Consider the following 26,499-nt stretch of genomic DNA (forward strand, 5'->3'; position numbering starts at 1 on the left):
GAGGTGTGCATATGGATTGTGAAGGGCAGAATACGATTAAAGAGATTATAAAAAAAATACAATCCTACCAGATTGATGCTCCTATCGCAATTGTTCAACAAGCTTATGAGCTTGCTGTTGATGCTCATAAAGGGCAAACACGTGCTTCGGGCGAAGAATATATTTGCCACCCGCTAGGAGTAGCTAAGATATTAGCTGAATTACAAATTGATGCACTGACTATTAGCGCATCCTTATTGCATGACGTTGTGGAGGATACAGCTTTTTCCTTGGAAGAACTTGAAAAGTTATTTGGCAAAGAAGTTGCTATGTTGGTAGATGGGGTAACTAAACTAAGTCGAATTGAATATAAATCAAAAGAGGAACAACAGTTAGAGAATTTTCGTAAAATGTTTTTGGCAATGGCGAAGGATATCCGTGTAGTATTGATAAAATTGGCTGATCGCTTACATAACATGCGAACTCTTAAGCATATGCCGGAACATAAGCAGCGCAGGATTTCTCAAGAGACCCACGAAATTTTTGCTCCTCTTGCTCATAGGCTAGGAATATCTAGTGTAAAATGGGAATTGGAAGACCTCGCATTTCGCTATTTGGAGCCTGAAAAGTATTATGAATTAGTTGAAAAGGTAAAACAAAAACGTCGTGAGCGGGAACAATTGATTAATGAGGCAATCAAAATTTTATCAGCACGTTTAGACGATGTTGAGATTAAAGCCGATATCCAGGGGCGACCTAAACATTTTTATAGCATATATAAAAAAATGCTGAAGGGGAATAAAGATCTTAGTGAGATCTACGATCTGTCCGCTGTTCGAATATTAGTGGATACGGTCAAGGATTGTTATGGAGCCTTAGGTGTTGTACATACGCTGTGGAAACCTTTGCCCTTGAGGTTTAAAGACTATATTGCCATGCCAAAGAGTAATATGTATCAGTCATTACATACTACAGTAATTAGTACTGAAGGGCAGCCTCTGGAAATTCAAATTCGTACAATGGATATGCACCGTACATCTGAATATGGTATTGCGGCTCATTGGCGCTATAAGGAAGGGTCTAAAGGGGCTAATAAAGATTTTGATGAAAAATTGACATGGCTTCGGCAACTCTCTGAGTGGCAGCAAGATTTGCGAGATCCCCATGAGTTTATGGAAACTGTTAAAATGGATATCTTCTCGGATGAAGTATTTGTCTTTACCCCTAAAGGAGATGTAATTGATTTGCCGGCGGGTTCCACGCCTATTGATTTTGCTTATCGTATTCATACTGGTGTAGGAAATCGTTGTGTTGGTGCCCGTATTAATGGTAAAATGATTCCACTTGAAACCAAATTAACTAATGGAGATATTGTGGAAATTGTTACAAGTAAAACAGGGAATGGGCCTAGTTGGGATTGGCTCAACATAGTAGGCTCTTCCGATACTAAGAATAAAATCCGCCAGTGGTTCAAGAAGGAAAAACGGGAAGAAAATATTATTAAGGGTCGGGAAATGCTCGAAAAAGAGAGCAAAAAAATAGGGTATGATTGGCGTGAGCTAGCCAAAGGGGAAAGATTAGCTGAAGTTGGGAAGAAATTTAACATACAAACAGAAGAGGATTTAATGGCGGCATTAGGCTATGGTGGTGTAACAACTCATGGCATAATGACAAAGTTAATTGAAGCCTATAAAAAAGAAGTAGGGAGTACTAAAGAAGCTTCTGATGTTTCAAAATTATTAGCTAAACTTAAACCGCATAATAATACTAATAAATCAGGACATGGTATTTTAGTAGAAGGTGAATCAGGTTTAATGGTGCGGTTAGCCAAATGTTGTAATCCATTGCCAGGAGATCCCATCATCGGTTATATTACAAGGGGACGTGGAGTATCGGTACATCGTGCGGATTGTACCAATATTTTAGTTCAGCCAGAGGAATATGAACGTATGATTGAAGTGAGTTGGGATTTAACTGCTGGTAATTTATATAAAGTGATTATTGAGGTTACAGGTGTCGATCGTTCTGAATTATTATCGGATATCCTTCTGGTTACTTCTGAAAGCAAAATTAAAGTTAGCTCTGTAAATGCTAAAGTACTAAAAAGTAATATTGGTTCTATTACATTAACCTTAAATATTAGTAATTTAAATCAATTAGAGCATATTATGACTAAGATGCGTCGTGTTAAAGATGTATATAGTGTACATCGGGCTATGCCTAATTTAGGTGGTGTAGGATGAGAGCAGTCGTTCAGCGTATATTACAGTCAAGAGTGTCTGTTGATAATGAAGTAATAGCTGCCATTGGGCAAGGATTGACAGTGTTATTGGGTGTAGGGCAGGAAGATACAGAAGAAGATGTATCTTATTTGGCAGAAAAAATTGTAAATTTACGAATTTTTTCTGATAATAGTGGTAAAATGAACTTATCATTATTAGACATAAAAGGAGAATTGCTAGTTGTTTCACAGTTTACCTTGTTTGGCGATTGTCGAAAAGGACGACGCCCAAGCTTTGATGGAGCTGCTCCGCCAAAATCAGCTCTAAAACTATATGAAGCTTTTATTGATCGTTGTAAGCAGTTCGGCATAGTCGTTGCTACTGGAAAATTTCAAGCAGAAATGACGGTGACTTTAGATAATCATGGACCAGTCACTATTTTACTTGATAGCAAACGAATTTTTTAGGAGGTGAATCATAATGGAGATTATTAGATTAGAAGTAGGGAATCTGGGGGCTAATTGTTATATTGTTTACAGTAAAGAAGCTCTAGAGGGCGTCGTAATCGATCCTGGTGGCAACGCTCAGGATATTATCAATATCATACAACGAGAAAATATTAAAATAGTAGCCATCATTAATACTCATGGACATGCAGATCATATTGGCGATAATGATAAAATCAAGGAGTATACTGGTGCACCGATACTGATTCATAAAGATGATGCAAGTATGTTAACCAGTGCTCAAGGTAATTTATCTATGTATATTGGTAATAATCTTATATGTAAGGCAGCAGATCGTTTGTTAACGGATGGTGAAATCATTCAAGTTGGGGGGATGAAACTTCAAGTAATACATACCCCTGGTCATACTCCTGGAGGAATATGTATAAAAGTCAATGAGGTTGTATTTAGCGGCGATACCTTATTTGAACAATCTGTAGGTAGATCTGATTTTCCTGGGGGATCACATCAGCAATTAATAAAGAGTATTAAGGAAAGGTTATTGATTTTATCTGATGCTACCCAAATATTGCCTGGACATGGGTCAGGAACAACCATCGGAAATGAGCGTTATAATAATCCATTTATTCAATAACCTTATATGAATGGGGGAGGTCTATGTCATTTAAATCATATGATACATGGTTTAAAATCAGCATTTTATTATTAGGATTTTACATCATAATAAAGGTTATGCCTATTTATTTTCCTATCATTCTTGCTATGATATTGGCATTTATTTTAAATCCACTGGTAAACTATATCACTAGTATACGATTTGGGGCAAAAAAGAGGCATATTGGTCGAGGAATTTCAGTAATATGTGCATTTTTAATACTTATTTTATTTCTTTTGCTAGTGGGGACTTTTGTATTATTGCCCTTTATACATGAATTTGATAAATTTATTATTGATTTGCCAAATTTAATATCAAAAATACAAAATATCGTTATTAAAATTCAGCAACGTGCCCAATTATTAGATCTTCCAACAAATATTAACACTTTTATTGAGCAGGCTATTTCTAGTGCCGCTTCCTTTTCTGCTGATTTGGCTAAACGCATATTGCAGGCTGCATTTGGCTTTGCCTCAAGCATTGTTGAACTTGTGGTTGTACCTGTCCTTGCTTATTATTTTTTAAAAGACTGGAGTATTTTAAAAGATAAGATCATATCATTATTTACGGTGGAATCTCGAGAGAGAGTCCGTAAAATTATTGAGGAAATGTCCCTAGTTATTAGTGCTTATATTCGAGGACAAGTAATCATAAGTATCATTATTGGTATCTTTGTATTTAGTGGTATGTATCTGTTAGGGGTGGATTATCCTTTGGTGCTTGGGCTTCTTGCGGCGTGTACAGAATCGATTCCAATTATTGGACCCATTGTTGGTTCTGTTCCAGCCATTATGCTGGCGTATTTGATTTCTCCAACGTTAGCATTTAAGGTGATTATCTTTTATATCCTTGTGCAATTCTTTGAGAACCAGATTGTTGTTCCGAATATTATGGGGCATACTATTGATTTACATCCTGTTATGATTATTATTAGTTTGTTAATTGGTGGTCAGTTATGGGGAATTATTGGAATGATGTTGGCTGTTCCGGCAGCGGCACTCTTGAGGGTATTAATTAAACAGTTATGGATAACAAATGAAAGATAGGTGGATAAAATGGCAATTGACATGGTGGATATTAGACAAAAATTTCAAGAGAAACAATATAAGTTAACACCTCAGCGTAGAATTATTCTAGAAGCTTTCGTTGATCATCAAGATGAACATTTAAGCGCAGAAGATGTGCATACCATTGTTCGTCAACATTCATCTGAGATAGGACTAGCTACTGTATATCGTACTTTAGAGTTGTTTAGCGAATTAGATGTTCTACAAAAGATGGATTTTGGTGATGGACGCAGTCGTTATGAAATTAATGAGAAAACTACACCACATCATCATCATCATCTGATTTGCTTATCCTGCAGTAAGGTAAAAGAATTTGAAGATGATCTACTAGAGACTCTCGAAACTGTGATTTCCCGCAAAAGTAATTTTACTATTGTTGATCACCAAGTGAAATTCTATGGGTATTGTGAGGAATGTCAGAAAAAACGTGAGATTAGCGATTAATTTATTAGCGTTGTTAGGTAAATTGATCACTAGGTAATTGACAGTAATAGGCTATGTTAGTAACTGATGTTGCTATGAGGCAACGTCAGTTTTTGCCTTTTCAGAATGATGTTAAAGGTGATAATAAGGAGGAAAACTATGTTGGTAACAGGCCCGCGCGGGACGAAGGATATATTGCCTGAGGCTAGCGGCAATTGGCAATATATTGAACAAGTTGTCCGGGATATTTGTCGTTTGTATTTATATAAAGAAATTCGAACTCCGGTTTTTGAGCATACAGAATTATTTTTGCGTGGTATTGGCGAAACAACTGATATTGTAGAAAAAGAAATGTATACTTTTACTGACAGAGGTGAGCGTAGTCTTACCTTGCGACCTGAGAATACAGCTGCAGTAGTACGCTCTTACTTAGAAAATAAATTATATGCTGATACGTTATTAAACAAGCTTTTTTATATAGGACCGATGTTTAGATATGACCGCCCTCAAGCTGGTAGATATCGTCAATTCCATCAATTTGGTGTGGAAGCATTAGGTTCTAAAGGACCAGCTATTGATGCTGAAATCATTATGTTAGCAGTACAGTTACTAAGAAAATTGGGGTTAGATGATTTAACGTTATATTTGAATTCCGTAGGATGTCCGCAATGCCGACCCATTTATCGTGAAAAATTACAGGATTTTTTACGAGAGAAAACCTCGCATTTATGCTCGGATTGTCAATCAAGGTTTGAACGTAATCCGATGCGAGTGCTTGATTGTAAAAAAGAGAAGTGTACAGAACAAACCCAAGGTGCTCCTCATATTGCTGATTGTTTATGTGATGAATGCAGTACACATTTCAATCAATTAAAATCATTGTTAACTCTAGCGGAAGTAGACTTTATTCTAAATCCTCGTTTAGTTCGCGGATTGGATTATTATACGAAAACTGCATTTGAGATTCAATATTCACCTCTTGGAGCACAAAGCGCTGTATGTGGTGGCGGCAGGTATGATGGTTTGGTTGCTGAATGTGGAGGACAATCAACTCCAGGTATTGGTTTTGCAATTGGTATAGAGCGTATCCTGCTGGCTTTGGAAAAGCAGAATTTATTGCCCGTTATTTCAAATGCCATCGATGTGTTTGTTGCACCAATGGGAAGCGATATGCAAGGAATTGCTTTTAAATTGCTATGTAAATTGCGTGAAAAGGGTATAACTGCAGAAATGGATTTTATGGAAAAAGGTATTAAGTGGCAGATGAAGCAGGCCAATAAGTATTCGGCTAAATTTGTTGCTATCATTGGTGAAGAGGAAGCTGCGCAAAACAAAGTCATGTTAAAAAATATGATAACTGGTGTGCAAGAATTAGTAAGTATGGATGAAGTACAGCAAAAGATAGAATTAGATATGGAGGCTTAATATGGAAACAATGGTAGGTTTAAAACGGACACATTCGTGTGATTTTCTAAACAAAGAAAATGTAGGACAAGAAGTTGTATTATGTGGATGGGTGGCACGTCGTCGAGACCATGGGGGACTTATTTTTATTGATTTGCGAGACCGTTCTGGTTTTGTACAAGTTGTTTTCTCCCAAGAGGTAGATATTGAATCCTTTAAAAAAGCAGAGTCAGTTCGCTCTGAATTTGTATTAGCGGTTCGTGGTACTGTAAATTTGCGAGATGCATCTACGATAAATGCCAATATTGCAACAGGTGAGATTGAGGTTTATGCCGCAGAACTTAGAGTTTTAAATGCTGCAAAAACTCCACCATTTTATATTCAGGATAATATTGACGTAGATGAAAATTTACGCTTAAAATATCGTTATTTGGATTTACGTCGTCCAGAGATGCAAAGAAATTTAATGTTGCGGCATCGCGTAACCAAAAGTATGCGGGACTTTTTTGATAATAATGGTTTTATGGAAATTGAAACACCTGTACTTATGAAAAGTTCTCCGGAAGGCGCTCGCGATTATTTGGTACCAAGTCGTGTAAATTCCGGGAAATTCTATGCGTTGCCTCAATCCCCTCAAATTTTCAAACAAATGCTAATGGTTGCAGGGATGGAGCGTTATTTCCAAATTGCACGCTGCTTCCGCGATGAAGATTTACGAGCCGATCGTCAGCCTGAATTTACACAGCTTGATATTGAAATGTCTTTTGTTGACCGTGAAGATCTTTTACCGATGATGGAGGAGATGACAGTTCAATTGTTTAAAGAAGCAATTGGTGCTGAACTGCAGACTCCTTTCTTACGGTTGAGTTATGATGATGCAATGAATCGTTTTGGTTCTGACAAGCCTGATGTGCGTTTTGCTATGGAGCTTATTGATCTTTCCGATGCTGTTAAAGGATCGAATTTTAAAGTATTTGAAACTGTATTAGCAAATGGGGGCCAAGTAAAAGCAATAAATGTTAAAGGGTATGCCCATGCTCCAAGGCGCGAACTTGATGGTTTAATTGAGTATGTTTCTATTTATGGTGCTAAAGGTTTAGCTTGGATTAGTTATACTGCTGACGGCATTAAGTCTGCCATTACTAAATTTTTGTCTGATGATATTATGGCAGATATTACTAAAGCTGCTGAAATTGAAACTGGTGATTTGTTGCTTATTGTTGCAGATAAACCATCTATAGTCGCTAATGCATTAGGTCAGCTACGCTTAGAAATGGCTCGTCGCCTTAACTTAATTGATGAGGATAAGCTATCTTTCTTATGGGTTGTAGATTTCCCAATGTTTGAGTATGACGAAGAAGAAAATCGTTGGGTTGCTATGCATCATCCGTTTACTTCACCAAGAGAAGAAGATATACAATATCTAGAAAGCGATCCTGGTCGCATTAAAGCAAAAGCCTATGACATGGTACTTAATGGTACTGAAATCGGTGGCGGTAGCATGAGAATTTATAATCGCGAGCTACAAGAACGAGTATTTACAGCGATTGGATTCTCTCAAGAAGAAGCAGTAGCTAAATTCGGTTATATGCTAGAAGCATTTGAGTTTGGCACACCACCCCATGGTGGAATTGCCTTTGGATTAGATCGGCTTATTATGTTAATGGCAAAACGTTCTTCCATCCGTGATGTAATTGCTTTCCCCAAAAATCAAAGCGCTACTGATGTAATGACGCAGGCACCATCTGAGGTTGATGTTAAACAATTACGAGAGTTATCTATTAAGACAACGGTTCCATCTAAAGCTAAAGTTTAAAAAAAGATACACCAAAAGAGCAAGGGATGGTAAAATGTTCCTTGCTCTCATTCTTGCTATTTAGTGATGGATTTGTTACTATAATTTTAAGAAAGTAATGACTCTACTGTGTACGTAAACGTTAGATGTTTTGATCCAACACATTGTACTAGGGAGCTTATCTCTGCTTACTGCAGTATGCCCTTTTAGGGAAACCTAATGTGAGCAGGAGGGCACCCACCTGCTTAAGCAGGTTCAAAACACTAGCACTACGGCATGGTGGAGTATCGTTTTATTTTAATGTTTAAAAAGCCGCTCTAAAATTCTCATCTTTTATAGGTGAGACTTAGAGCGGCTTAATTTGATTGATAAGTTGTGGCTAATAATAAGACCATCTTATGTAGACCGTTTTATTTTGCGATTAAACTTTCATGAATATGTACACGCTTATCCAATTTTTGAATATCTTCCCAAGCATAACGTAAGTCTTTTTTTATGGCGCTAGCATCTTTTTTCAAGGTTGTAGTATCCTTACGAATAGCTAAAACATCACCTTTAAGATTGGAAACATCGCTGCTTAGACTTAGGAGATCATCTTGCAAGTTATCAAGCCTATCATTGATAGAGGCTTGTCCCTCTGTTAACGTATCAAGTTGTTGATCGATAAGATCAAAACGTTCTGTAATTTGTTTTTGACCTGCGAGGAGCTGGCGAAGAATGTCTTCCATAGTTTTTATTACCCGTCCTTTAATTAATAAATTTCATATTAATTTAAAAAAATACAAGTTACTACAAGCACTTATATAAAGTATAATAAAAGCTGTATATAAAGTCAAAGAAAAATATTAATTGGAAAAAATTGTAATAAAATGGAAAATAGTAAAATTTAATATATTTTGATGAGAAGGTGATATAATGGATTTATTTTCATATTCCAATCAAGTAGAGAATAACCAAACAGCTCCTTTAGCTGTACGTATGCGTCCAAGAATTTTGGATGAGTTTATTGGACAGAATGATATTATCGGCGAAGATAAATTTTTACGAAAGATGATTGATGGCGATAATCTTCCTTCGATGATTTTTTTTGGACCACCGGGTACGGGGAAAACGACCTTAGCGCAAATCATTGCCAATAGTACCGGTAGTTATTTTGAAAAATTGAATGCAGTGTCAGCAGGCATTGCAGATATTCGTAAGATTGTCGAGGCTGCACAAGAAAGGCTTGGATTTTATCGCCAGCGTACGATTGTTTTTATTGATGAAATACATCGATTTAATAAAGGGCAACAAGATGTATTGTTGCCTTATGTGGAAGATGGCAGGATCATTCTAATTGGTGCAACAACTGAAAATCCTTATTTTGAAGTAAATGCTGCCTTACTATCTAGAATGAGAGTAATTCGTTTAAAATCCCTTGGAGTGGCAGAGCTGGTAGAAATCATGGAACAAGCCCTTGCAGACCATGAACGTGGTCTCGGTAAGTTTAATCTTGTATATGATCAAGAAACATTATCGATCATTGCTGACCTATCAGGTGGTGATGCAAGAGTAGCATTAAATATTATAGAACAATCAGCCACTATGATGAGTTCAATGAATACAAAAAAAATAACGATTTCCATTCTCAAAGAAGTAGTGGGCGAAAGAATACAGCCTTACGACAAATCCGGAGATCATCATTATGATATCGTTTCGGCTTTTATTAAGAGTATGCGTGGATCTGATGCTGATGCTGCAGTACATTACTTGGCACGTATGGTTGCTGCAGGGGAAGATGTTAAGTTTATTGCTAGGCGTATCGTAATCTGTGCAGCTGAAGACGTTGGTAATGCAGATCCTCAGGCTTTAGTCGTCGCAATGGCAGCTGCCCAAGCAGTTCAGTTCATTGGCATGCCCGAAGCGAGGATTATTTTGTCACAGGCTGTGATTTATATTGCAACAGCGCCAAAAAGTAATGCATGTTATATGGCTATTGATCAGGCAATCAATGATCTTAAACAAAAAAATTGTGGATCAGTTCCTCTTCATTTACGAGATGCACATTATCAAGGCGCTAAAAAATTAGGTCATGGTGCAAATTATTTATACCCCCATAATTATGAGGGTAATATTGTCAAACAACACTATTTGCCAGATGCATTGGTTGGTACAGTCTATTACAGACCTAGCAAAAATGGTAAAGAAGAAAATATCAAAAAATAAATAATTTCATTTTGACATTCTGCAATTATTTTGGTATATTAATAAATAAGAAAACCTACTATGCTACTAGGAATACTAGGATATAGCAAAGAGGAGAGGCTAATGTGAAAATATCTACAAAAGGACGTTATGGTGTGGCGGCCATGTATGATTTAGCTATGCACTATGGAGAGGGACCAATATCTTTAAAAAGTATCGCACAGCGACAAAAAATTTCTGAAAATTACTTAGAACAACTCATGAGTACTTTACGCAATGCTGGATATGTTAAAAGTATTCGTGGCGCGCAAGGTGGATATTCTTTAAGCAAAGAACCTGAAAAAATTTCAGTTGGCGATATTATAAGAACGATGGAAGGTCCTATTGTCTTAGTTGATTGTTTGTTAACAGATGCAGAGGACAATGATTATTGTGAGCGAGCTGAAATTTGTGTAACCCGTGGTGTTTGGGCTAAAGTTTGCGACAGTATAAGTTCTGTTTTAGATTCAATTTCTCTTGCTGACTTGTGCCAAGAAGAACAATTACAAGGAGATGTATGTGATAATGGAAAGAATTTATTTTGATCATTCGGCTACTACACCAGTGGATAGGGAAGTAGCAAAGGTAATGCTAGAATATATGACAGAAAAATTTGGTAACCCTTCTAGTATTCACTCTTTTGGCCGTGAAACTCGTAAGGCAGTAGAAGAGGCAAGAAACAGTGTAGCAACTTTACTTGGTGCTGCTGCAAATGAAATTTTTTTTACTAGCGGCGGCACAGAGTCAGATAATCTTGCATTAAAAGGCATTGCTTTTGCTAATCGAAAAAAAGGAAATCATATCATTACTACAGCTATTGAACATCATGCGATATTACACGCCTGTGAATACTTAGAGAAACAAGGTTTTACAGTTACTTATTTGCCAGTTGATGAAAATGCTATGGTTAGCGTAGAAGATGTAAAAAATGCCATTACTGATAAGACAATACTCATCAGTGTAATGTTTGCTAATAACGAAGTAGGTACGATCCAACCCATTAAAGAGATTGGACAATTAGCAAAAGAAAAGAAAATATATTTTCATACAGACGCAGTACAAGCTGTAGGGAATTGTCATATTGATGTGAATGAACTTAATATCGATGTACTTAGTTTGTCAGGACACAAAATATATGGTCCAAAAGGTATTGGAGCTATTTATATACGTAAGGGTGTAAAAATTGAATCTACGCAGCATGGTGGCTCTCAAGAACGCAAGCTAAGACCGGGAACTGAAAATGTACCTGGTATTGTAGGATTAGGAAAAGCTGCCGAACTTGCCAGGATTGAATTAGATCAAAGAATTTCACATCTTACAAATCTAAGGGATAAACTGATTAAAGGAATCCAAGAAAAGATTCCTGATATTAAGCTAAACGGTCATAAAGAAATTCGTTTACCAGGTAACGTAAATATTAGTTTCTTATATGTGGAAGGGGAGTCTCTTCTTTTAAATCTAGATTTAAAAGGTATTGCCGCATCAAGCGGTTCAGCATGCACTTCAGGATCTCTCGATCCATCTCATGTCTTATTGGCTATGGGTCTTACACATGAAGTCGCACACGGCTCACTTCGACTCTCTTTAGGACGTGGCAACACAGAAGCTGATATAAATTATTGCTTAGAAGTATTGCCACAAATTCTTGAGAGATTGCGGAGTATGTCACCATTAAATGCTAATTCCAAATTAGCAGCTAATAATCCTTGTAGTCAATGCGATCATCATTAATTTAATTTATTTGAAAGGGGACACTTTTTATGTATACTGAAAAAGTAATGGATCATTTTACAAATCCTCGCAATGTGGGTGAAATAGAAAACGCTAATGGTGTTGGAGAAGTTGGCAATGCCAAATGCGGAGACATCATGAGAATTTATTTAGACGTTCAAGATGATATTATTAAAGATGTGAAATTTAAAACTTTTGGCTGTGGTGCCGCCATTGCTACTAGTAGTATGGTAACAGAGTTAGTAATGGGAAAAACCCTTGATGAAGCTTTAAAAATTTCAAATGATGCAGTAGCTGAAGCTCTAGATGGTCTTCCCCCCGCTAAAATGCACTGTTCCAATTTAGCAGCCGATGCATTGCATGAAGCGATTAAAGACTATATCAGCAAAAAAGGAAAGTGATTTAATTCATGAGTACAAAACCAAGAGTTCTTGTAGCGATGAGCGGAGGGGTGGACAGTTCTTTAACTGCCGCCCTTTTGGTGCAGCAAGGATATGATGTCATTGGTGCAACTATGCAAATATGGGATAAAGATGTGCCAGAAAGTGATGATGAAAATCGCGGATGCTGTTCGCTAAGTGCAGTTGATGATGCCCGCAGGGTTGCTGATAAAATAGGCATACCTTATTATGTCTTAAATTTTCGTGAAATGTTCGAAGATACTGTTATTGACTATTTTGTAGCCGAATATGGAGCGGGAAAGACTCCGAATCCTTGTATTGCTTGCAATCGTTATGTTAAATTTGAAGGTTTATTGCAAAAGGCATTAGCTTTAGGTGCTGAGTATGTTGCTACTGGTCATTATGCCCGTATCGGATATGATGATACATTAGGTAGGCATACATTAAGTAAAGGAATCGATCATACTAAAGATCAATCCTACGCTCTATATCATCTGAATCAAAATACACTAAAACATTTTTTGATGCCTTTAGGTGATTATACGAAAGTAAGAACAAGAGAATTAGCAGCTGAATTTGGATTATCTGTTGCTAATAAACCTGAAAGTCAAGAGATCTGTTTTGTGCCCGATGATGATTATAAGGGATTTTTGGCAGAAAAATCGCCTGATTCCTTACGTCCAGGTAATATAATCGATGTACATGGAACAATAGTAGGGCAACATCAGGGTCTGCCGTTATACACGATTGGTCAACGTAAAGGGTTAGGTATTGCAGCAGGAAAGCCACTGTATGTAGTAAAATTAGATTTTGCAAATAATCAAGTTATTGTTGGTTCTAATGAAGATGTATTTTCTTCTGAACTCATTGCTGAAGATTTAAATTTTATTACAATTGATCGTTTAGAAAAACCAATTACAGTTTCGGCTAAAATTCGTTATGGTTCTCGTGAAGGGGTTGCTGTAGTGACTCCTCTGACTGAAGGCCGTGTACATGTGAGATTCTCTGAACCGCAGCGCGCCATTACACCGGGGCAATCAGTGGTCTTTTATGATAAAGACATGGTCATTGGTGGAGGTATTATTAGAAATTCGATTTGAGAATAATAGAGGACAGGCTTTATGTGGAAGGGCTTGGCATTATGCCAAGTCCTTTGTTGTTTTTGAGAATGGTAAGAACCTTTGAATATTTATAAAAATACGGGATTTTGGTAATACTAAGATTACAATCTACATTTGGAGGCCATTTTTTATGAACAGGTTGCAAGATCTACTTGGACTGCCATTATTGGAAACTGAAACAGGCACGCAAATTGGCCAAATAAAAGATGTAGTTTTACATATCGAAGAGGCAAGGGTATATGGCGTTACAATTGATGAAGAAAAACAAAAAGCTTTTGAAATGGGGATTGCTTATGTGGACCTTTTAAGTGTAGGTCGTGATGCTGTTATGGTACGTAATCATTCTGTAATGCAGCAATGTGCCGCTATCTTTGAAATAACAAGTAATTACTATGTAAAAGAATTATTTAAGAAAGAAATTATTACAGAAGATGGTTTGCGATTGGGTATATTAGTGGATATTTTTTTTGACACTAGTACTGGCGAAATGAAATGGTACCAAATATCGGATAGTTTAGTAAGTGATCTACTATATGGTCGTAGGATAATGCCGCTGCCTAAAATACAAATCGTTGGAAAAGATACAGTAATTGTTCCAGGAGAAATGGCAAAATTACTGCATAAAGAAGAGTAAAGAATAATAAAAGCTATTATTCTATTATGAGAGGTGTATATGTATGACAGCTTGCCCTGTATGCAATAGTAATCGGGCAATTGGAAAAGTGGGAGCTGCACAATATTATTGTTGGGATTGCTGCATAGAGTTCATTATTCGTGGAGATGACATTAAAATTTTCAGTGTTCAGCCAGATGGAACATTAACACTTTATTTAGACCCATTGGAAACAGTTGCACAATAAAATGGAAAATGTACAGCATGGGATACATTACTTTAGATAAAGTGGAGACCTGAGGGTCTCCCTTTTGCTTGTACCCGCTAGAGTGTATGACGATATCATGATGGAGTGATTTTTATGTTAGTAACTAAGGCAGCGATAAGAATTACTCTTATTATTGTAATTCTTATTTGTTTCTTATATTTCTTTTGGATGGTGCATAATGCATTATATCCTTTTATCATTGGCTTGTTTTTGGCTTATTTATTAAATCCTGCAGTATGTTATTTAGAGAGAAAAAATATAGGAAGATTGTGGGCAATTATTGCTGTATATATTATTTTGTTTGGTGTTGTTATTATTGGAGGAAGTAAGTTGCTTGCTCTATTTATTAAAGAGTTACAGTCTTTTGCCCTGGATTTACCATTTATGATAGAAAATATTAATAAACTACTAACACAAATGCAGTCACAGTATCAAAATTCTGCACTTCCTTATTATTTGCGCATCGCAATTGATAATAATTTATTGCTATTAGAAAATGAAATGCAGGAGTTTATGGGGCAAGTGGTAAATTTTATTATTAAAATTATTAGTCATTCTATTGGTTTGGCCATTAGCCCAATATTAGCATTTTATCTTCTTCATGACTGGTATAAAATTAAAAGCGAAATTTTAGCATTATTGCCAAGTGGCTGGCGAGCAGAGTTAGTTTTATTTTTTCGGGATGCCGACAAAGTCTTAGGGGGGATTATTCGAGGTCAATTATTAGTGGCTTCCATTATTGGTGTGTTTGTAACAATCGGCTTGTATTTGCTACAGGTAAAGTTTGCTTTAATTATTGGCATCTTAGCAGCCTTATTCGACATAATTCCTTATTTTGGTCCTATTATAGGGGCTTCACCAGCAGTCATGCTGGCCATTTTGGAATCACCGTGGCTGACGATAAAAGTCATTTTACTCTTTTTTATTATTCAGCAAATAGAAGGAAATATTATTCATCCTAAAATCATTGGTGTAAATATTGGGCTTCATCCGTTAAGTGTAATTTTTGTTGTTTTTGTTGGTGGTGAAGTGGCGGGAATTATTGGAATGTTGCTTGGTGTTCCAGTCGCAGCAATTGGAAAAGTCTTGGTCCGTCATATTGTTAAAGTGTTGCTTTAAGGCAGCCATTAATTGACATCATGCGATAATTTATGTATAATGTCGAACGAGAGTATGCCTAACTATCTGGAGGTTGAGAAACTTGAATTATATAAGTGGAAATGAACTACGTAAGAAATTTTTAGATTTTTTTAAAAGTAAAGATCATTTGATTTTGCAAAGTTATCCATTGATTCCTGAAAATGATCCTACATTATTATTAGTTGGTGCAGGTATGGCACCATTTAAACCTTTTTTTACAGGTAAAATGAATCCGCCCCATCCGCGTATTAGCACGAGTCAGAAATGTGTGCGTACAGGTGATATCGAGAATGTGGGTCGTACTGCTCGTCATCACACTTTTTTTGAGATGTTAGGCAACTTTTCTTTTGGCGATTATTTTAAAAAAGAAGCGATCGCTTGGGCTTGGGAATTTATTACTGAGCATTTAGAAATGCCTAAAGATAAATTGTGGATAACGATTCATACAGAAGATGATGAAGCATTTGCGATATGGCATAATGATATACATATACCAGCCGATCGAATCATTAGAATGGCGGATAATTTTTGGGAGATCGGTCCTGGACCATGTGGGCCATGTTCAGAAATTTATTTTGATTTGGGTGAGGAACGAGGCTGTAATAAATCCGATTGTGCAGTAGGTTGTGACTGTGATCGTTTTCTAGAAATTTGGAATTTAGTATTTACACAATACGATCGTGATGAAGTTGGTAATTATACTCCTTTAGCTAAGAAAAATATTGATACAGGAGCAGGACTTGAACGTATTGCTTCTGTCTTACAGAAAAAAAGATCAAATTTTGAAACAGATTTATTATTTCCGCTCATAGAGCATGCAGCAAAAGTAGCGAATGTTGAATATGGCTCTAATAATAAAACTGATGTTTCATTAAAAGTAATTGCCGATCATATTCGTAGTATGACGGTAATGATCGGTGATGGTATATTGCCTTCAAATGAAGGCAGAGGATATGTACTGCGTCGTATTTTGCGTAGAGCAGTTCGTCATGCCCGTTTGCTGGGAATTGAAAAAATATTCTTGGTTCCGATGGTTGATATCGTCAATACCATATTTGCTGAAGCTTATCCCGATTTAGTAGAAAAGCAATCCTATATTAAAAAAGTGATTCAGTTAGAAGAAGAACGCTTTCAAACAACATTAGTACAAGGTATGGAATTATTGAATGGACACATTCAAAAGTTAAAAGAATTGAATATTTCTGTACTGGATGGCGCTACTGCATTTAAATTGTACGATACTTTTGGTTTTCCTTGGGAGCTGACTTTAGAAATATTAGAAGAACATGACATGCAGCTAGATAAACCAAATTTTGATTCTGCCATGAAAGAACAACGTGAGCGAGCACGAGCTGCTCGCCAGGACCATGAGGACCAGCAGATTATTCCAGATTTATCTCATCTAGAAACAGAAAAGCTCATTGTTGATGAACACGCTGAAAATGGAAACATTATACTCGCTTGGAAGAATGGTATCCTAGCTGATGAAGTTCATGATGGTGAAGATGTAGCATTTATTCTGGATGTGACTTCTTTTCATGCAGAAGGCGGTGGCCAAGTTGGTGATACTGGATTCCTTGAAGGTTCATTAGGAAAAATGAAAATTACTGCTACTAGAAAACTAGTAAATGGTACTACCTATCATGTTGGGAATGTTACTGAAGGTTTATTCAGAGTTGGAGATCTTGTCAAACTTAAAGTTGATGAAAATAGACGTCGTGAAATTGCCCGTAATCATACGGCTACCCATTTGTTGCATGCGGCTTTAAAACAAGTATTGGGTACCCATGTAAATCAATCTGGGTCGCTGGTAAGCCCCGAAAGATTACGTTTTGACTTTTCACACTTTTCTCAAGTTACCTCAGAACAACTCCTAGAAATAGAAAAATTAGTAAATCATGCAATTTTAGAAAATATTTCTGTTACTATCGTAGAAACTAAGCAGGATAAAGCCAAAGAAATGGGTGCGGTAGCATTATTTGGTGAAAAATATGGTGAAACAGTTAGAGTTGTTTCTGTTGGCAGCGTTAGTAAGGAATTATGTGGTGGCAGTCATGTTGTGAAGACCTCTGAAATATGCGTGTTTAAGATTGTTAGTGAAGCGGGTATTGGTTCCGGCATTCGAAGGATTGAAGCTGTAACAGGTAGTGGAGCTATGGAATATATTAATGGGCGAGATCAGGTGTTATTAAGCACAGCGTTAAAATTAAAATCACGCCCTGAGGAACTTGTTGTAAAAGTAGAGAGTGTTATGAACCGTGTTAAAGAATTAGAAAATGAATTAGCTGCTCTTGCTAGTAAATTAGCGCATAGTGAAGTAATGGATTTATTGTCCAAGGTACAAGAGGTTAATGGTGTACAAGTTGTTGTCGGTCAGGTAAGTATTAATGATATAGAGGGTTTGCGTACGATTGCTGATATGGTGCGTGATCGCTTAAAATGCGGTGTTGTAACCCTTGGATCTATTCATGCTGATAAAGTTAATTTTGTTGCGATGGCAACGAAAGAAGCGATTAATAAAGGTATTCATGCTGGTAATATTGTAAAAGAAGTTTCTAAAATTACTGGCGGCGGCGGCGGCGGTCGCCCTGATATGGCACAAGCAGGTGGCAAGCAGCCAGAGAAAATTTCTGATGCATTGCAGTTTGTTCTAGAAGTTATTAAAAATCAAGTTAAATAACAGGAAAGTGTACTTAGAAGGATTTTTATACTCTAAGTACACTTTTTATTTGTAAAAAATGATTACATAGTATATCGTTTAATAAGTTGAAGGATATAAGTATTTTTATTTTTCTAGAGGAAATAACTAGTCAAGGTAGAATATAATGGTTAGAGGCGGAGATAATATAAGAGAGGAGGATGCTCAATGCCTAATATATCGGAAGATACTATGATGTTTCGTGTGGATAATGAAGAGAATAATGCAGCCATGGTAATTAATGCTGTATATCAGTCGTTAAAGACTAAAGGATATAATCCAATTAATCAATTAGTCGGGTATCTATTATCTGGAGATCCTACATACATTACCAGCTATAATAATGCCCGTGGTTTAATACGCAAATTAGAAAGGGATGAACTTCTAGAAGAGTTGGTAAGAGCATATCTCAAAGATAAATAATATGCTTTAGGTATAGTGGGAGGATAAATGCGCATACTAGCTCTTGATGTTGGTGATAAAACGATTGGTGTGGCGGCAAGTGACTTGTTATTATTAACAGCACAAGGTATTGAGGTGATTCGTCGTACCTCTTTGGAAAGAGATCTTAGTCGTTTAAATGAAATTATTACTGAGTATGAAGTTGGGACAATCCTTATTGGTTTACCTAAAAATATGAATGGTTCCATTGGTCCTAGAGGTGAATTAATGCAAACCTTTGCTAATCTGGTAGCTGAAACGTTCCCTACAATGAAAGTAGTTTTATGGGATGAGCGTTTATCTACTGTTGGAGCGCAAAAAGCACTTATTGCTGCCGACGTAAGTCGTGCGAAACGTAAAAAAGTGATTGATAAGATGGCAGCAGTATTTATTTTACAAGGGTATCTAGATAGTTTATCTTGTTAATAACTTCCTTGACAGGATAACTTTTCTAAGATAAAATTACATGTACATTAAAAGGAAGAGGTGAAATGAATGGCTGATATTGAAAAAGATGACCTCGAAGAATTGGATGAAGAGCTCGTAGTCGTTATGACTGATGAAGAGGGTAATGAATATTATTATCGTGAGGAAATGATTGTTCCAGTTGGTGACAAGCAGTATGCTATTTTGATTCCCATTGAAGATGGCGAAGAGGAAGAAGATTGCGGATGTAGTGCTGGATGCGGTTGTTCTGAAGATGAAGTTGATGTATATATTGCGCGCATTGATACTGATGAAAATGGCGAGGAAATATATGTCGATCCTACCGATGAAGAGTTTGAAGAAGTTCGTAAAGCTTATGAAGAATTAATGGTAGAAGATGAAGCCGAATAGGCTTCATCTTTTTTCAGTTGATATAATGATAATTGAAGTTTTTTTAAGCTAAGGCTTTTGCCTAAGTCTAAGACTTGGCAGAAGCCTAGTCTTTTTTTGTCTTTTTGTGTATAATAAAGAAGACTTTTAGAGCGGCTTCATTATCAGATAAAGCCATTCCCTTTATAAAACAGATACAAACAGAGGTGAGGTATCCTATGACGTATAGGTTGAGGCAGTTTAAATGGCATATTGTATTGGTGTTAATTTGTCTTTGTTTGGGAAGTATCATATATAAGTTAACACAACCTGTTACTTCGCCTGCAGGAGAAACATTTGTTATTTCCGTTAAACCTGGAATGGCAGCCAATGAGATTGGAGAGCTTTTACAAGAGCAAGGTGCTATAAAAAGTGTTTTTGTATTCCATGTTATTGCAAAAACTCAAGGCTTAGCAAATTCCCTACAGGCTGGTGAATATGTTTTAACTAAGGATATGACTGTACAGCAAATTGTTGCCATGTTGGCAAAGGGGCAAAGGTTATATCAACAAATCACCATACCAGAGGGATATACTGTCGGACAAATTGCTAAACTAATACAAGAAAAACAATTAGGTAGTGCAGAAAAATTTCAGCAGCTAGCTCAAAAGGCTACTCCATTTCCTTATATGGCAAATCAGAATCCTAATGTAATATATAAGGCTGAAGGTTATATTTTTCCGGATACGTATCAAATTACTAAAGGAACTACTGAGGAACAGTTACTGAGTATGATGATATCTCAATTTGATAAAGAATTTAACGAGAGTATGCGATCAAGAGCAAATCAAATGGGCTTTTCGATTAAGGATGTTATTATTTTAGCCTCTTTAGTGGAGAAAGAAGCTCAGATAGAAGCTGATCGTTCAGTTATTGCTGGAGTATTTATCAATCGTTTGAAATTAGGAATGCCTTTGCAGTCTTGTGCTACGATTCAATATATTTTAGGTTATCCTAAAGCAGAGCTCTCAGTACAAGATACTGAACTTCCATCACCTTATAATACCTATCAGCATATGGGTTTGCCTCCCGGACCTATCGCAAATCCTGGAATAGCAGCAATTAATGCTGTTTTATATCCTAAAGAAACGCAATTTGTATATTTTGTGGCTGATCAACAGGGCGCACATCATTTTAGCACAACATATGAGGAGCATCTTGCAGCAATCGAAGAGGTTCGTAAATAATAGGGGTGATATATTGGACTTGTTTAAAGAAATTGAAGAATATGCTGCTGAATATAATGTGCCAATTATTAATAAAATAAGCAGTAGCCGATTAATTGATGTTGTAAAAAAGAATAAACCAAAATCAATTTTAGAAATAGGCACTGCGATTGGTTATTCAGCTTTGCTTATGGCTCATTATATGCCTGAAGATGGTAAAATTATTACAATTGAACAAGACGCTGCTCGCATTGATCTTGCCTATGATTATATCGCTAGAGCTGGTAAGAGCGAACAAATTCAACTTTTAGATGGAGACGCCAGTACTATTTTATTACAGCTTGAGGGTACATTTGATATGGTATTTATTGATGCCGCTAAAGCACAGTATCTTGATTATTTATGCAAAATCATAGATAAACTTTCTAGTGGTGCCGTTGTGATAGCTGATAATGTATTGTTTCGGGGGATGGTCATGAGTGAAGATCCTCCCCTTCGGCGCTATAAAACAATTGTTAAGCGTTTAAAAGAATATTTACAATTTGTGAATACAGATCCGAGATTTTCTACTACGATTCATTATGAGGGTGACGGCGTAGCTATTTCTTATTATCAAGGAGCGAATAAAAAGTGAAAAAACCCGAACTTTTAGCACCAGCAGGTAATCTTGAGAAACTCAAGATGGCTCTTTTGTATGGTGCAGATGCAGTTTTTTTGGCAGGAAAGTCTTTTGGATTGCGAGCTTTTAGTGACAACTTTACGGAAGATGAACTTAAAGAAGGAGTTGAATTTGCTCATAGTTTGCAAAAAAAAGCATATGTAACGGTAAATATATTTCCCCATAATGAAGATTTACCGACATTGCCAGATTATATTCGATATTTGTCTGATTGCCACGTCGATGCGGTTATTGTCGCAGATTTAGGTGTATACCGTATTATCCGAGAAGTTGCACCTAATCTGCCCATACATATCAGCACCCAAGCTAATAATACCAATTGGTCATCAGTACTGTTTTGGCAGGAATTAGGGGCTAATCGAGTAGTATTAGCTAGGGAGCTGTCATTAGCAGATATTACTGTAATTCGTGATAAAGTTACTATTGAACTAGAAGCCTTTGTTCATGGAGCTATGTGTATTTCTTATTCGGGACGTTGTTTGATGAGCAATTATTTTACAGATCGTGATGCAAATCGAGGTCAATGTGCCCAACCCTGTCGTTGGAAATTTAGCTTAGTGGAAGAAAAACGTCCAGGAGAATATTATCCTGTTATGGAAGATGAACGCGGGACATATATCTTCAACTCAAAAGACTTATGCTTACTCCCTCATATTCCAGAATTAATTAATAGTGGTTTAAATAGTTTCAAGATAGAAGGACGTATGAAAAGTGTGCATTATGCAGCTACTGTCATTAAGGTATATCGGGAGGCTATTGATGCTTATGTAAACGATCCGGATCATTACAGTGTTAAAGCCGAATGGCTGGAAGAGTTGCAGAAAATTTCTCATCGTGCTTATACCAGTGGATTTTATTTCAACAAAGCAACTCAAGAAGATCAGATCTATGGAACTTCCTCTTATGAACAAACTTTTGATTTTATTGGTTTAGTCAAAAACTATGACCCAACAACCAAAATGGCTACTATTGAACAACGTAACAATATAAAAGTCGGACAGGAAATAGAAATTATGCAACCAGGAAAACCTAATTTTAGCCAGGTAATTACTGAAATGTTCGACATAGAAGATAATAGTATTAGTACCGCACCTCACCCTCAACAACTCTTTAAGATGCGAATGCGCCAAGAGGTAGTAGAATACGCTATGTTACGACGCGAGGTACCAAAGAATGCGTGAGGAAATTTTGATTCGTCTAGATGTAAAACATATTAATTATCTAAATCGAATTATGGAAGGTTATGAATATTTTGGGGTAGTGACGACGGTAAAGGATACGATCGGGGTATTGCGTATTCGTGTTACACCTGACACGTGTAAAGAGGTGCAGGATATTTTAGCAAATCTTCCGATTGATTTTGATTATGTTTAGATTAGTGATAAAAAAATAATAATTTTGCCAAGCAATGCCATACTATCATTGAGGTGATCGTATGGCATTGCAAATTTTACGCATTTATAAGTTGTTAATTTTCTTTGTACTATTTGGTAGTTTATTGATTATACGTTTATTTTATTTGCAGGTTATTGAGAATGATAATTTAGTAACGCAGAGTTTAATTATGCGTATTCAGGAAGTACCTATTGAGGTTGCGCGAGGAGAAATTGTAGATCGAAATGGATTACCATTAACAAATACGGCGCAGCATTATAAAATCGCTGTTTTTCCTGGACAAATTCTAAATGCAGCAATGGCTGCCGAACAATTATCCGAATTAACGGGAATCTCAGAACCGAATCTTTTTTCGCAAATTACAGAAAATCATCGACCATTTAAAATAAAGAGTAAAATTGATGCTGCCATGGGAGAAAAAATAAATAAGGCACTAATTCCAGGAGTTGTGGTAGTAGCAGAGAAAGTTAGATATGGATATCTTCCTTTGGCTGCACATATTAAAGGTTATATTAATCTTGCAGATAATCAGGGAGTTAGCGGCATTGAAGGCATGTATGATGATATGTTAAGGGGCAATCAGCCAGAATATGCAGTTGCGCTAGTGGATGCCGGACAACAAATTATTCCAGGACTTGGCTATAAGAGATTGCGATTATCAAGCCATTCCGACCCAAGTAATGTAGTGTTAACCTTAGACAAACAAATCCAAAAAGCAGTAGAAAATATAGTAGACAAGCATGGTATCAAGGGAGCAGTAGTAGTATTGCGTCCTACTACAGGCGAAATATTGGCCATGGCTTCAAGACCCAATTTCAATGCAAATCATCTTGAGGAGTATTTAAATCAAAGTAGCGCACCTTTACTAAATAGAGCTATATCCCCCTATCAGCCTGGATCTGTATTTAAGTTGGTAACAGCAGCAGCAGCTTTAGAACAAGAGAGTATACAGCCAGAGGATGTATTTTTTGATCCAGGATATATTGAAGTTGATCATCTACGCTTTAATGGATGGGACTATGATAAGGGGGGGCGTGGTCAAATAACTTTTAAAGAAGCATTAGCTTATTCTAGTAATCCTGTTTTTATTGAAGTGGGCTTAAAAATAGGCGCAGAATCCTTAATTTCCTACGCACAAAAATTTGGCTTTGGTCATAAGACGAGTGTAGATTTTAATGATGAGGCAGAAGGCTATTTACCACCATCTGATAATCTTTATTCAGGTGAACTTGCCAATTTAGCTATCGGCCAGGGCAAATTAGAGGCAACGCCTCTACAGATTGCCTCCTTGGTAGCTACCATTGCTAATGATGGTATAAAAGTGGTACCGTATGTCGTTAGTAAACTGACAAATGCTGATGGTGTAGTTATAAAAGCATATGATACGCCTCCAGGCATTCGAGTTATATCTCCAAGAACTGCCGCACAAATTCAAGATATGATGATGGCTGTCACTCGTTATGGTACAGGTCAGGCGGCGTATGTTGAAGGAATTGGATCGGCGGGTAAAACTGGATCAGCCGAAACTGGAAGAAAAAATGCAGATGGACAAAGCATCAACCATGCTTGGTTTGCAGGTTATGCTCCAGTACAAAATCCTCAATATGCGGTAGTTATTTTCGTTGAAGAAGGTATGTCTGGTAGTGATATCGCTGCTCCCATGTTTTATGAAATTATAAAAGAAATCACCAAGTCGTGAGATATAGTAGCATAACGTTAATTGGCGTACAAAGAACTAGGCAATAAATTAATTTTATGATAAAATATAAAAGATAATGAATTCTTATGCTAAGGCTGTGATATGATGAGAGTAAAAAGGCCTTATGTTTTGGCTATTCACGAACCGAATCGTTTTTGCTTATGGCCAAGACATAGTTATCTTTTGGCATTGGAGGCAGCTGCTGATCGAACTAGCAGCGCGAGTTAATATGGAAAACAGATTAATAAAACTTCGTAAGTTTATGAACGAACATAAATTAGAATGCATGCTGATTCAGAAGCCAGAGAATAGACATTATTTCAGTGGGTTCAGCGGTTCGGCAGGTATATTGTTAATTTCTAATCACTCTAATCTCTTATTAACTGATTTTCGTTATATTGAGCAAGCTACTATGCAAGCTACGCAATATGAAATTGTGCGTTATCATACAGTCGGTAAAACTTTGGCAGAAATGATTAACAAGCTAGGAGTCTTTCAAATTGGTTTTGAAAGTGACTTTGTTACCTATGATGGACATCAAGAACTAATTAACAACTTGCATTCTGTAAATCTAGTTCCTGTCCAGTTGGATGCTTTACGTATGGTAAAGGATGAGAATGAAATTGCATCGATAAAAAAAGCCGTGGAAATTGCTGATAATGCTTTTTCTAGAATTGTATCATTTATCAAGCCGGGTATGACTGAACAGGAAGTAGCTTTAGAATTAGAGTATTATATGCGAAAGTTCGGAGCAGAAAAGCCAGCCTTTGATACCATCATGGCCTCTGGTAGGCGTGGGGCACTACCTCATGGGAGAGCTTCTGAAAAAATAATTGAACTTGGTGATTTTGTAACGATGGATTTTGGTGCAGTATATCAAGGCTACCATTCTGATATTACTCGCACTATTTGTATGGGAAAAGCTACAGCTAAACAAAAAGAAATTTATGAAATCGTTTTGGCTGCTCAATTAGCTGGGGTGCAGGCTGTTGCCCCTGGAAAAATTGGCAAAGATGTTGATACTGTATCCAGAAATATTATTATAGACGCTGGTTTTGGTGAATTCTTCGGACATGGATTAGGACATGGGCTAGGTCTTAATATCCATGAGGAGCCGAGGCTTTCTCCTGCTAATATACATACTGTTTTATTGAGAAATATGGTAGTAACAGTTGAACCAGGAATTTACCTGCCTGATTGGGGCGGAGTGCGCATTGAAGACACTGTTTTAGTTAGTGATGAAGGGTGTCAAATATTGACCGCTAGTAGTAAGCAGTTAATAGAGTTATATTAAAATTCTTTACTTTTATTAAATGGGATTGTGGAGGTAGTAAAATGATATCAAGTAGTGATTTTCGTACAGGAGCAACAATTGAAATTGATAATAATGTTTGGCAAATAGTGGATTTTCAGCATGTAAAACCAGGTAAAGGTGCTGCCTTTGTACGTACGAAAATGAAAAATGTACGTACTGGTGCAGTGGTTGAGCGTACCTTTAATCCGGGAGAAAAATTTCCTAAGGCTCATGTGGACCGTCGTGAAATGCAGTATTTGTATGAGAGCGATGGAAATTATAATTTTATGGATAATGAAAATTATGAACAGAGTGAATTAACATCTGAGCAGTTAGGTGATGCAGTAAAGTATCTTAAAGAAAATATGAATATTAGCATCATGTTTTTTCAAGGAACGGTAATTGGTGTTGAGTTACCTGTTGCAGTTGAGCTAACAGTTGTTGAAACGGATCCTGGTATTCGTGGAGATACAGCTACTGGTGGTACGAAACCAGCAAAAATGGAATCTGGCTGTGTAGTACGTGTACCTTTATTTATTAATATTGGTGACGTTTTGAGAGTCGATACTCGTACAGGAGAGTATCTAGAAAGAGCATAAAGCGAGAGAGCCATTAGGATAGTTTATTCATTGAATAAAAAAAGAAACTGTACTCTTACTTAAGTGAAGTGGTGTGCTACCCGTCAAGAGGACAATAAAAAATAATAAAGGGTGTATCCCTGATTTTGTGTAAACTCCAATTGGTATAAAAAGAGCAAATATTT

General features: G+C 36.7%; 27 protein-coding genes and 1 other RNA gene. 27 read left to right on the forward strand and 1 reads right to left on the reverse strand.

The window, feature by feature from the left end:
• Positions 1 to 11 precede the first annotated feature (11 nt).
• The 8 genes from LMF89_RS20190 (at position 12) to ssrS (ending at position 8,302) form a co-directional block, all read left to right on the forward strand.
• Positions 12 to 2,222, forward strand: coding sequence for a RelA/SpoT family protein (locus LMF89_RS20190; protein WP_229536653.1), 2,211 nt, complete (start codon positions 12 to 14; stop codon positions 2,220 to 2,222).
• A complete protein-coding gene (gene dtd / locus LMF89_RS20195) occupies positions 2,219 to 2,668 on the forward strand; it encodes a D-aminoacyl-tRNA deacylase (protein ID WP_007952851.1) in 450 nt (149 codons plus the stop codon). Before LMF89_RS20190 ends, dtd begins: the two co-directional genes overlap by 4 nt.
• Before the next feature lie 13 nt (positions 2,669 to 2,681).
• Positions 2,682 to 3,302 (forward strand): MBL fold metallo-hydrolase, encoded by a 621-nt coding sequence (locus LMF89_RS20200; protein WP_007952850.1) that lies wholly within the window; start codon positions 2,682 to 2,684, stop codon positions 3,300 to 3,302.
• Positions 3,303 to 3,325: 23 nt separating this feature from the next.
• Entirely contained in the window at positions 3,326 to 4,369 is a 1,044-nt protein-coding gene (locus tag LMF89_RS20205) for an AI-2E family transporter (RefSeq protein ID WP_229536654.1), read from the forward strand.
• A 9-nt stretch (positions 4,370 to 4,378) separates the two neighbouring features.
• Positions 4,379 to 4,834 carry a Fur family transcriptional regulator gene (locus LMF89_RS20210; protein WP_229536655.1) on the forward strand — a complete coding sequence of 152 codons (456 nt, stop codon included), beginning with the start codon at positions 4,379 to 4,381 and terminating at the stop codon, positions 4,832 to 4,834.
• 138 nt (positions 4,835 to 4,972) lie between these two features.
• Positions 4,973 to 6,238, forward strand: coding sequence for a histidine--tRNA ligase (gene hisS, locus LMF89_RS20215; protein ID WP_229536656.1), 1,266 nt, complete (start codon positions 4,973 to 4,975; stop codon positions 6,236 to 6,238).
• A gap of 1 nt (position 6,239) precedes the next feature.
• Positions 6,240 to 8,033, forward strand: a complete 1,794-nt coding sequence (gene aspS, locus LMF89_RS20220; protein ID WP_229536657.1) for an aspartate--tRNA ligase — start codon at positions 6,240 to 6,242, stop codon at positions 8,031 to 8,033.
• Positions 8,034 to 8,130: 97 nt separating this feature from the next.
• A non-coding RNA gene (ssrS, locus tag LMF89_RS20225) (6S RNA) lies at positions 8,131 to 8,302 on the forward strand.
• A gap of 120 nt (positions 8,303 to 8,422) precedes the next feature.
• Here ssrS and LMF89_RS20230 read toward each other — a convergent pair.
• A complete protein-coding gene (locus LMF89_RS20230) occupies positions 8,423 to 8,740 on the reverse strand; it encodes a hypothetical protein (RefSeq protein ID WP_229536658.1) in 318 nt (105 codons plus the stop codon).
• Between the two features lie 187 nt (positions 8,741 to 8,927).
• Between LMF89_RS20230 and LMF89_RS20235 the strand changes: the two genes are divergently transcribed.
• The 19 genes from LMF89_RS20235 to efp all read left to right on the forward strand — a co-directional run bounded on the left by LMF89_RS20235 (position 8,928) and on the right by efp (position 26,335).
• On the forward strand, positions 8,928 to 10,217 hold the full coding sequence (locus LMF89_RS20235) for a replication-associated recombination protein A (protein ID WP_229536659.1): 1,290 nt from the start codon (positions 8,928 to 8,930) through the stop codon (positions 10,215 to 10,217).
• 104 nt (positions 10,218 to 10,321) lie between these two features.
• Positions 10,322 to 10,780 carry an RrF2 family transcriptional regulator gene (locus LMF89_RS20240; protein ID WP_090937238.1) on the forward strand — a complete coding sequence of 153 codons (459 nt, stop codon included), beginning with the start codon at positions 10,322 to 10,324 and terminating at the stop codon, positions 10,778 to 10,780.
• Positions 10,761 to 11,966, forward strand: coding sequence for a cysteine desulfurase NifS (nifS, locus tag LMF89_RS20245; protein ID WP_229536660.1), 1,206 nt, complete (start codon positions 10,761 to 10,763; stop codon positions 11,964 to 11,966). The genes LMF89_RS20240 and nifS overlap by 20 nt, the downstream gene beginning before the upstream one ends.
• A gap of 29 nt (positions 11,967 to 11,995) precedes the next feature.
• Entirely contained in the window at positions 11,996 to 12,367 is a 372-nt protein-coding gene (gene nifU / locus LMF89_RS20250; RefSeq protein WP_007952835.1) for a Fe-S cluster assembly scaffold protein NifU, read from the forward strand.
• An 8-nt stretch (positions 12,368 to 12,375) separates the two neighbouring features.
• Positions 12,376 to 13,467 carry a tRNA 2-thiouridine(34) synthase MnmA gene (gene mnmA, locus LMF89_RS20255; RefSeq protein ID WP_229536661.1) on the forward strand — a complete coding sequence of 364 codons (1,092 nt, stop codon included), beginning with the start codon at positions 12,376 to 12,378 and terminating at the stop codon, positions 13,465 to 13,467.
• A 151-nt stretch (positions 13,468 to 13,618) separates the two neighbouring features.
• Positions 13,619 to 14,122 (forward strand): PRC-barrel domain-containing protein, encoded by a 504-nt coding sequence (locus LMF89_RS20260; RefSeq protein WP_229536662.1) that lies wholly within the window; start codon positions 13,619 to 13,621, stop codon positions 14,120 to 14,122.
• A 43-nt stretch (positions 14,123 to 14,165) separates the two neighbouring features.
• Positions 14,166 to 14,348 (forward strand): YrzR-like zinc ribbon domain, encoded by a 183-nt coding sequence (locus LMF89_RS20265; protein WP_007934014.1) that lies wholly within the window; start codon positions 14,166 to 14,168, stop codon positions 14,346 to 14,348.
• A 114-nt stretch (positions 14,349 to 14,462) separates the two neighbouring features.
• Complete coding sequence (locus tag LMF89_RS20270; RefSeq protein WP_229536663.1) at positions 14,463 to 15,488, forward strand: AI-2E family transporter; 1,026 nt, start codon at positions 14,463 to 14,465, stop codon at positions 15,486 to 15,488.
• Between the two features lie 82 nt (positions 15,489 to 15,570).
• On the forward strand, positions 15,571 to 18,189 hold the full coding sequence (alaS, locus tag LMF89_RS20275; protein WP_229536664.1) for an alanine--tRNA ligase: 2,619 nt from the start codon (positions 15,571 to 15,573) through the stop codon (positions 18,187 to 18,189).
• A gap of 186 nt (positions 18,190 to 18,375) precedes the next feature.
• Positions 18,376 to 18,630, forward strand: a complete 255-nt coding sequence (locus LMF89_RS20280; protein ID WP_007934023.1) for an IreB family regulatory phosphoprotein — start codon at positions 18,376 to 18,378, stop codon at positions 18,628 to 18,630.
• A gap of 27 nt (positions 18,631 to 18,657) precedes the next feature.
• On the forward strand, positions 18,658 to 19,074 hold the full coding sequence (ruvX, locus tag LMF89_RS20285; protein WP_007952830.1) for a Holliday junction resolvase RuvX: 417 nt from the start codon (positions 18,658 to 18,660) through the stop codon (positions 19,072 to 19,074).
• A 69-nt stretch (positions 19,075 to 19,143) separates the two neighbouring features.
• Positions 19,144 to 19,485 (forward strand): DUF1292 domain-containing protein, encoded by a 342-nt coding sequence (locus tag LMF89_RS20290; RefSeq protein WP_229536665.1) that lies wholly within the window; start codon positions 19,144 to 19,146, stop codon positions 19,483 to 19,485.
• Between the two features lie 197 nt (positions 19,486 to 19,682).
• The gene (mltG, locus tag LMF89_RS20295; protein ID WP_229536666.1) at positions 19,683 to 20,690 is read left to right on the forward strand and encodes an endolytic transglycosylase MltG; all 1,008 of its coding nucleotides are present in this window, start codon (positions 19,683 to 19,685) and stop codon (positions 20,688 to 20,690) included.
• Between the two features lie 13 nt (positions 20,691 to 20,703).
• Positions 20,704 to 21,303, forward strand: coding sequence for an O-methyltransferase (locus LMF89_RS20300; RefSeq protein WP_229536667.1), 600 nt, complete (start codon positions 20,704 to 20,706; stop codon positions 21,301 to 21,303).
• Positions 21,300 to 22,529: a peptidase U32 family protein gene (locus LMF89_RS20305; RefSeq protein ID WP_229536668.1), complete on the forward strand. Its 1,230-nt coding sequence runs from the start codon at positions 21,300 to 21,302 to the stop codon at positions 22,527 to 22,529. The genes LMF89_RS20300 and LMF89_RS20305 overlap by 4 nt, the downstream gene beginning before the upstream one ends.
• Positions 22,522 to 22,722: a DUF4911 domain-containing protein gene (locus tag LMF89_RS20310; RefSeq protein WP_007934029.1), complete on the forward strand. Its 201-nt coding sequence runs from the start codon at positions 22,522 to 22,524 to the stop codon at positions 22,720 to 22,722. Before LMF89_RS20305 ends, LMF89_RS20310 begins: the two co-directional genes overlap by 8 nt.
• A gap of 61 nt (positions 22,723 to 22,783) precedes the next feature.
• Positions 22,784 to 24,442, forward strand: coding sequence for a peptidoglycan D,D-transpeptidase FtsI family protein (locus LMF89_RS20315; protein WP_229536669.1), 1,659 nt, complete (start codon positions 22,784 to 22,786; stop codon positions 24,440 to 24,442).
• Positions 24,443 to 24,671: 229 nt separating this feature from the next.
• The gene (locus tag LMF89_RS20320; RefSeq protein ID WP_369412661.1) at positions 24,672 to 25,736 is read left to right on the forward strand and encodes a M24 family metallopeptidase; all 1,065 of its coding nucleotides are present in this window, start codon (positions 24,672 to 24,674) and stop codon (positions 25,734 to 25,736) included.
• A gap of 41 nt (positions 25,737 to 25,777) precedes the next feature.
• On the forward strand, positions 25,778 to 26,335 hold the full coding sequence (gene efp / locus LMF89_RS20325; RefSeq protein WP_007952820.1) for an elongation factor P: 558 nt from the start codon (positions 25,778 to 25,780) through the stop codon (positions 26,333 to 26,335).
• Positions 26,336 to 26,499: the final 164 nt, after the last annotated feature.

The organism is Pelosinus baikalensis, from assembly GCF_020819555.1.
In the GTDB taxonomy this organism is placed as follows: Bacteria; Bacillota; Negativicutes; order DSM-13327; family DSM-13327; genus Pelosinus; species Pelosinus baikalensis.

Coding starts and splice junctions, on each gene's coding strand:
- LMF89_RS20190 (WP_229536653.1), top strand. CDS start 12: ATGGATTGTGAAGGGCAGAATACGATTAAAGAGATTATAAAAAAAATA.
- dtd (WP_007952851.1), top strand. CDS start 2,219: ATGAGAGCAGTCGTTCAGCGTATATTACAGTCAAGAGTGTCTGTTGAT.
- LMF89_RS20200 (WP_007952850.1), top strand. CDS start 2,682: ATGGAGATTATTAGATTAGAAGTAGGGAATCTGGGGGCTAATTGTTAT.
- LMF89_RS20205 (WP_229536654.1), top strand. CDS start 3,326: ATGTCATTTAAATCATATGATACATGGTTTAAAATCAGCATTTTATTA.
- LMF89_RS20210 (WP_229536655.1), top strand. CDS start 4,379: ATGGCAATTGACATGGTGGATATTAGACAAAAATTTCAAGAGAAACAA.
- hisS (WP_229536656.1), top strand. CDS start 4,973: ATGTTGGTAACAGGCCCGCGCGGGACGAAGGATATATTGCCTGAGGCT.
- aspS (WP_229536657.1), top strand. CDS start 6,240: ATGGAAACAATGGTAGGTTTAAAACGGACACATTCGTGTGATTTTCTA.
- LMF89_RS20230 (WP_229536658.1), bottom strand. CDS start 8,740: ATGGAAGACATTCTTCGCCAGCTCCTCGCAGGTCAAAAACAAATTACA.
- LMF89_RS20235 (WP_229536659.1), top strand. CDS start 8,928: ATGGATTTATTTTCATATTCCAATCAAGTAGAGAATAACCAAACAGCT.
- nifS (WP_229536660.1), top strand. CDS start 10,761: ATGGAAAGAATTTATTTTGATCATTCGGCTACTACACCAGTGGATAGG.
- nifU (WP_007952835.1), top strand. CDS start 11,996: ATGTATACTGAAAAAGTAATGGATCATTTTACAAATCCTCGCAATGTG.
- mnmA (WP_229536661.1), top strand. CDS start 12,376: ATGAGTACAAAACCAAGAGTTCTTGTAGCGATGAGCGGAGGGGTGGAC.
- LMF89_RS20260 (WP_229536662.1), top strand. CDS start 13,619: ATGAACAGGTTGCAAGATCTACTTGGACTGCCATTATTGGAAACTGAA.
- LMF89_RS20265 (WP_007934014.1), top strand. CDS start 14,166: ATGACAGCTTGCCCTGTATGCAATAGTAATCGGGCAATTGGAAAAGTG.
- LMF89_RS20270 (WP_229536663.1), top strand. CDS start 14,463: ATGTTAGTAACTAAGGCAGCGATAAGAATTACTCTTATTATTGTAATT.
- LMF89_RS20280 (WP_007934023.1), top strand. CDS start 18,376: ATGCCTAATATATCGGAAGATACTATGATGTTTCGTGTGGATAATGAA.
- ruvX (WP_007952830.1), top strand. CDS start 18,658: ATGCGCATACTAGCTCTTGATGTTGGTGATAAAACGATTGGTGTGGCG.
- LMF89_RS20290 (WP_229536665.1), top strand. CDS start 19,144: ATGGCTGATATTGAAAAAGATGACCTCGAAGAATTGGATGAAGAGCTC.
- mltG (WP_229536666.1), top strand. CDS start 19,683: ATGACGTATAGGTTGAGGCAGTTTAAATGGCATATTGTATTGGTGTTA.
- LMF89_RS20310 (WP_007934029.1), top strand. CDS start 22,522: ATGCGTGAGGAAATTTTGATTCGTCTAGATGTAAAACATATTAATTAT.
- LMF89_RS20315 (WP_229536669.1), top strand. CDS start 22,784: ATGGCATTGCAAATTTTACGCATTTATAAGTTGTTAATTTTCTTTGTA.
- LMF89_RS20320 (WP_369412661.1), top strand. CDS start 24,672: ATGGAAAACAGATTAATAAAACTTCGTAAGTTTATGAACGAACATAAA.
- efp (WP_007952820.1), top strand. CDS start 25,778: ATGATATCAAGTAGTGATTTTCGTACAGGAGCAACAATTGAAATTGAT.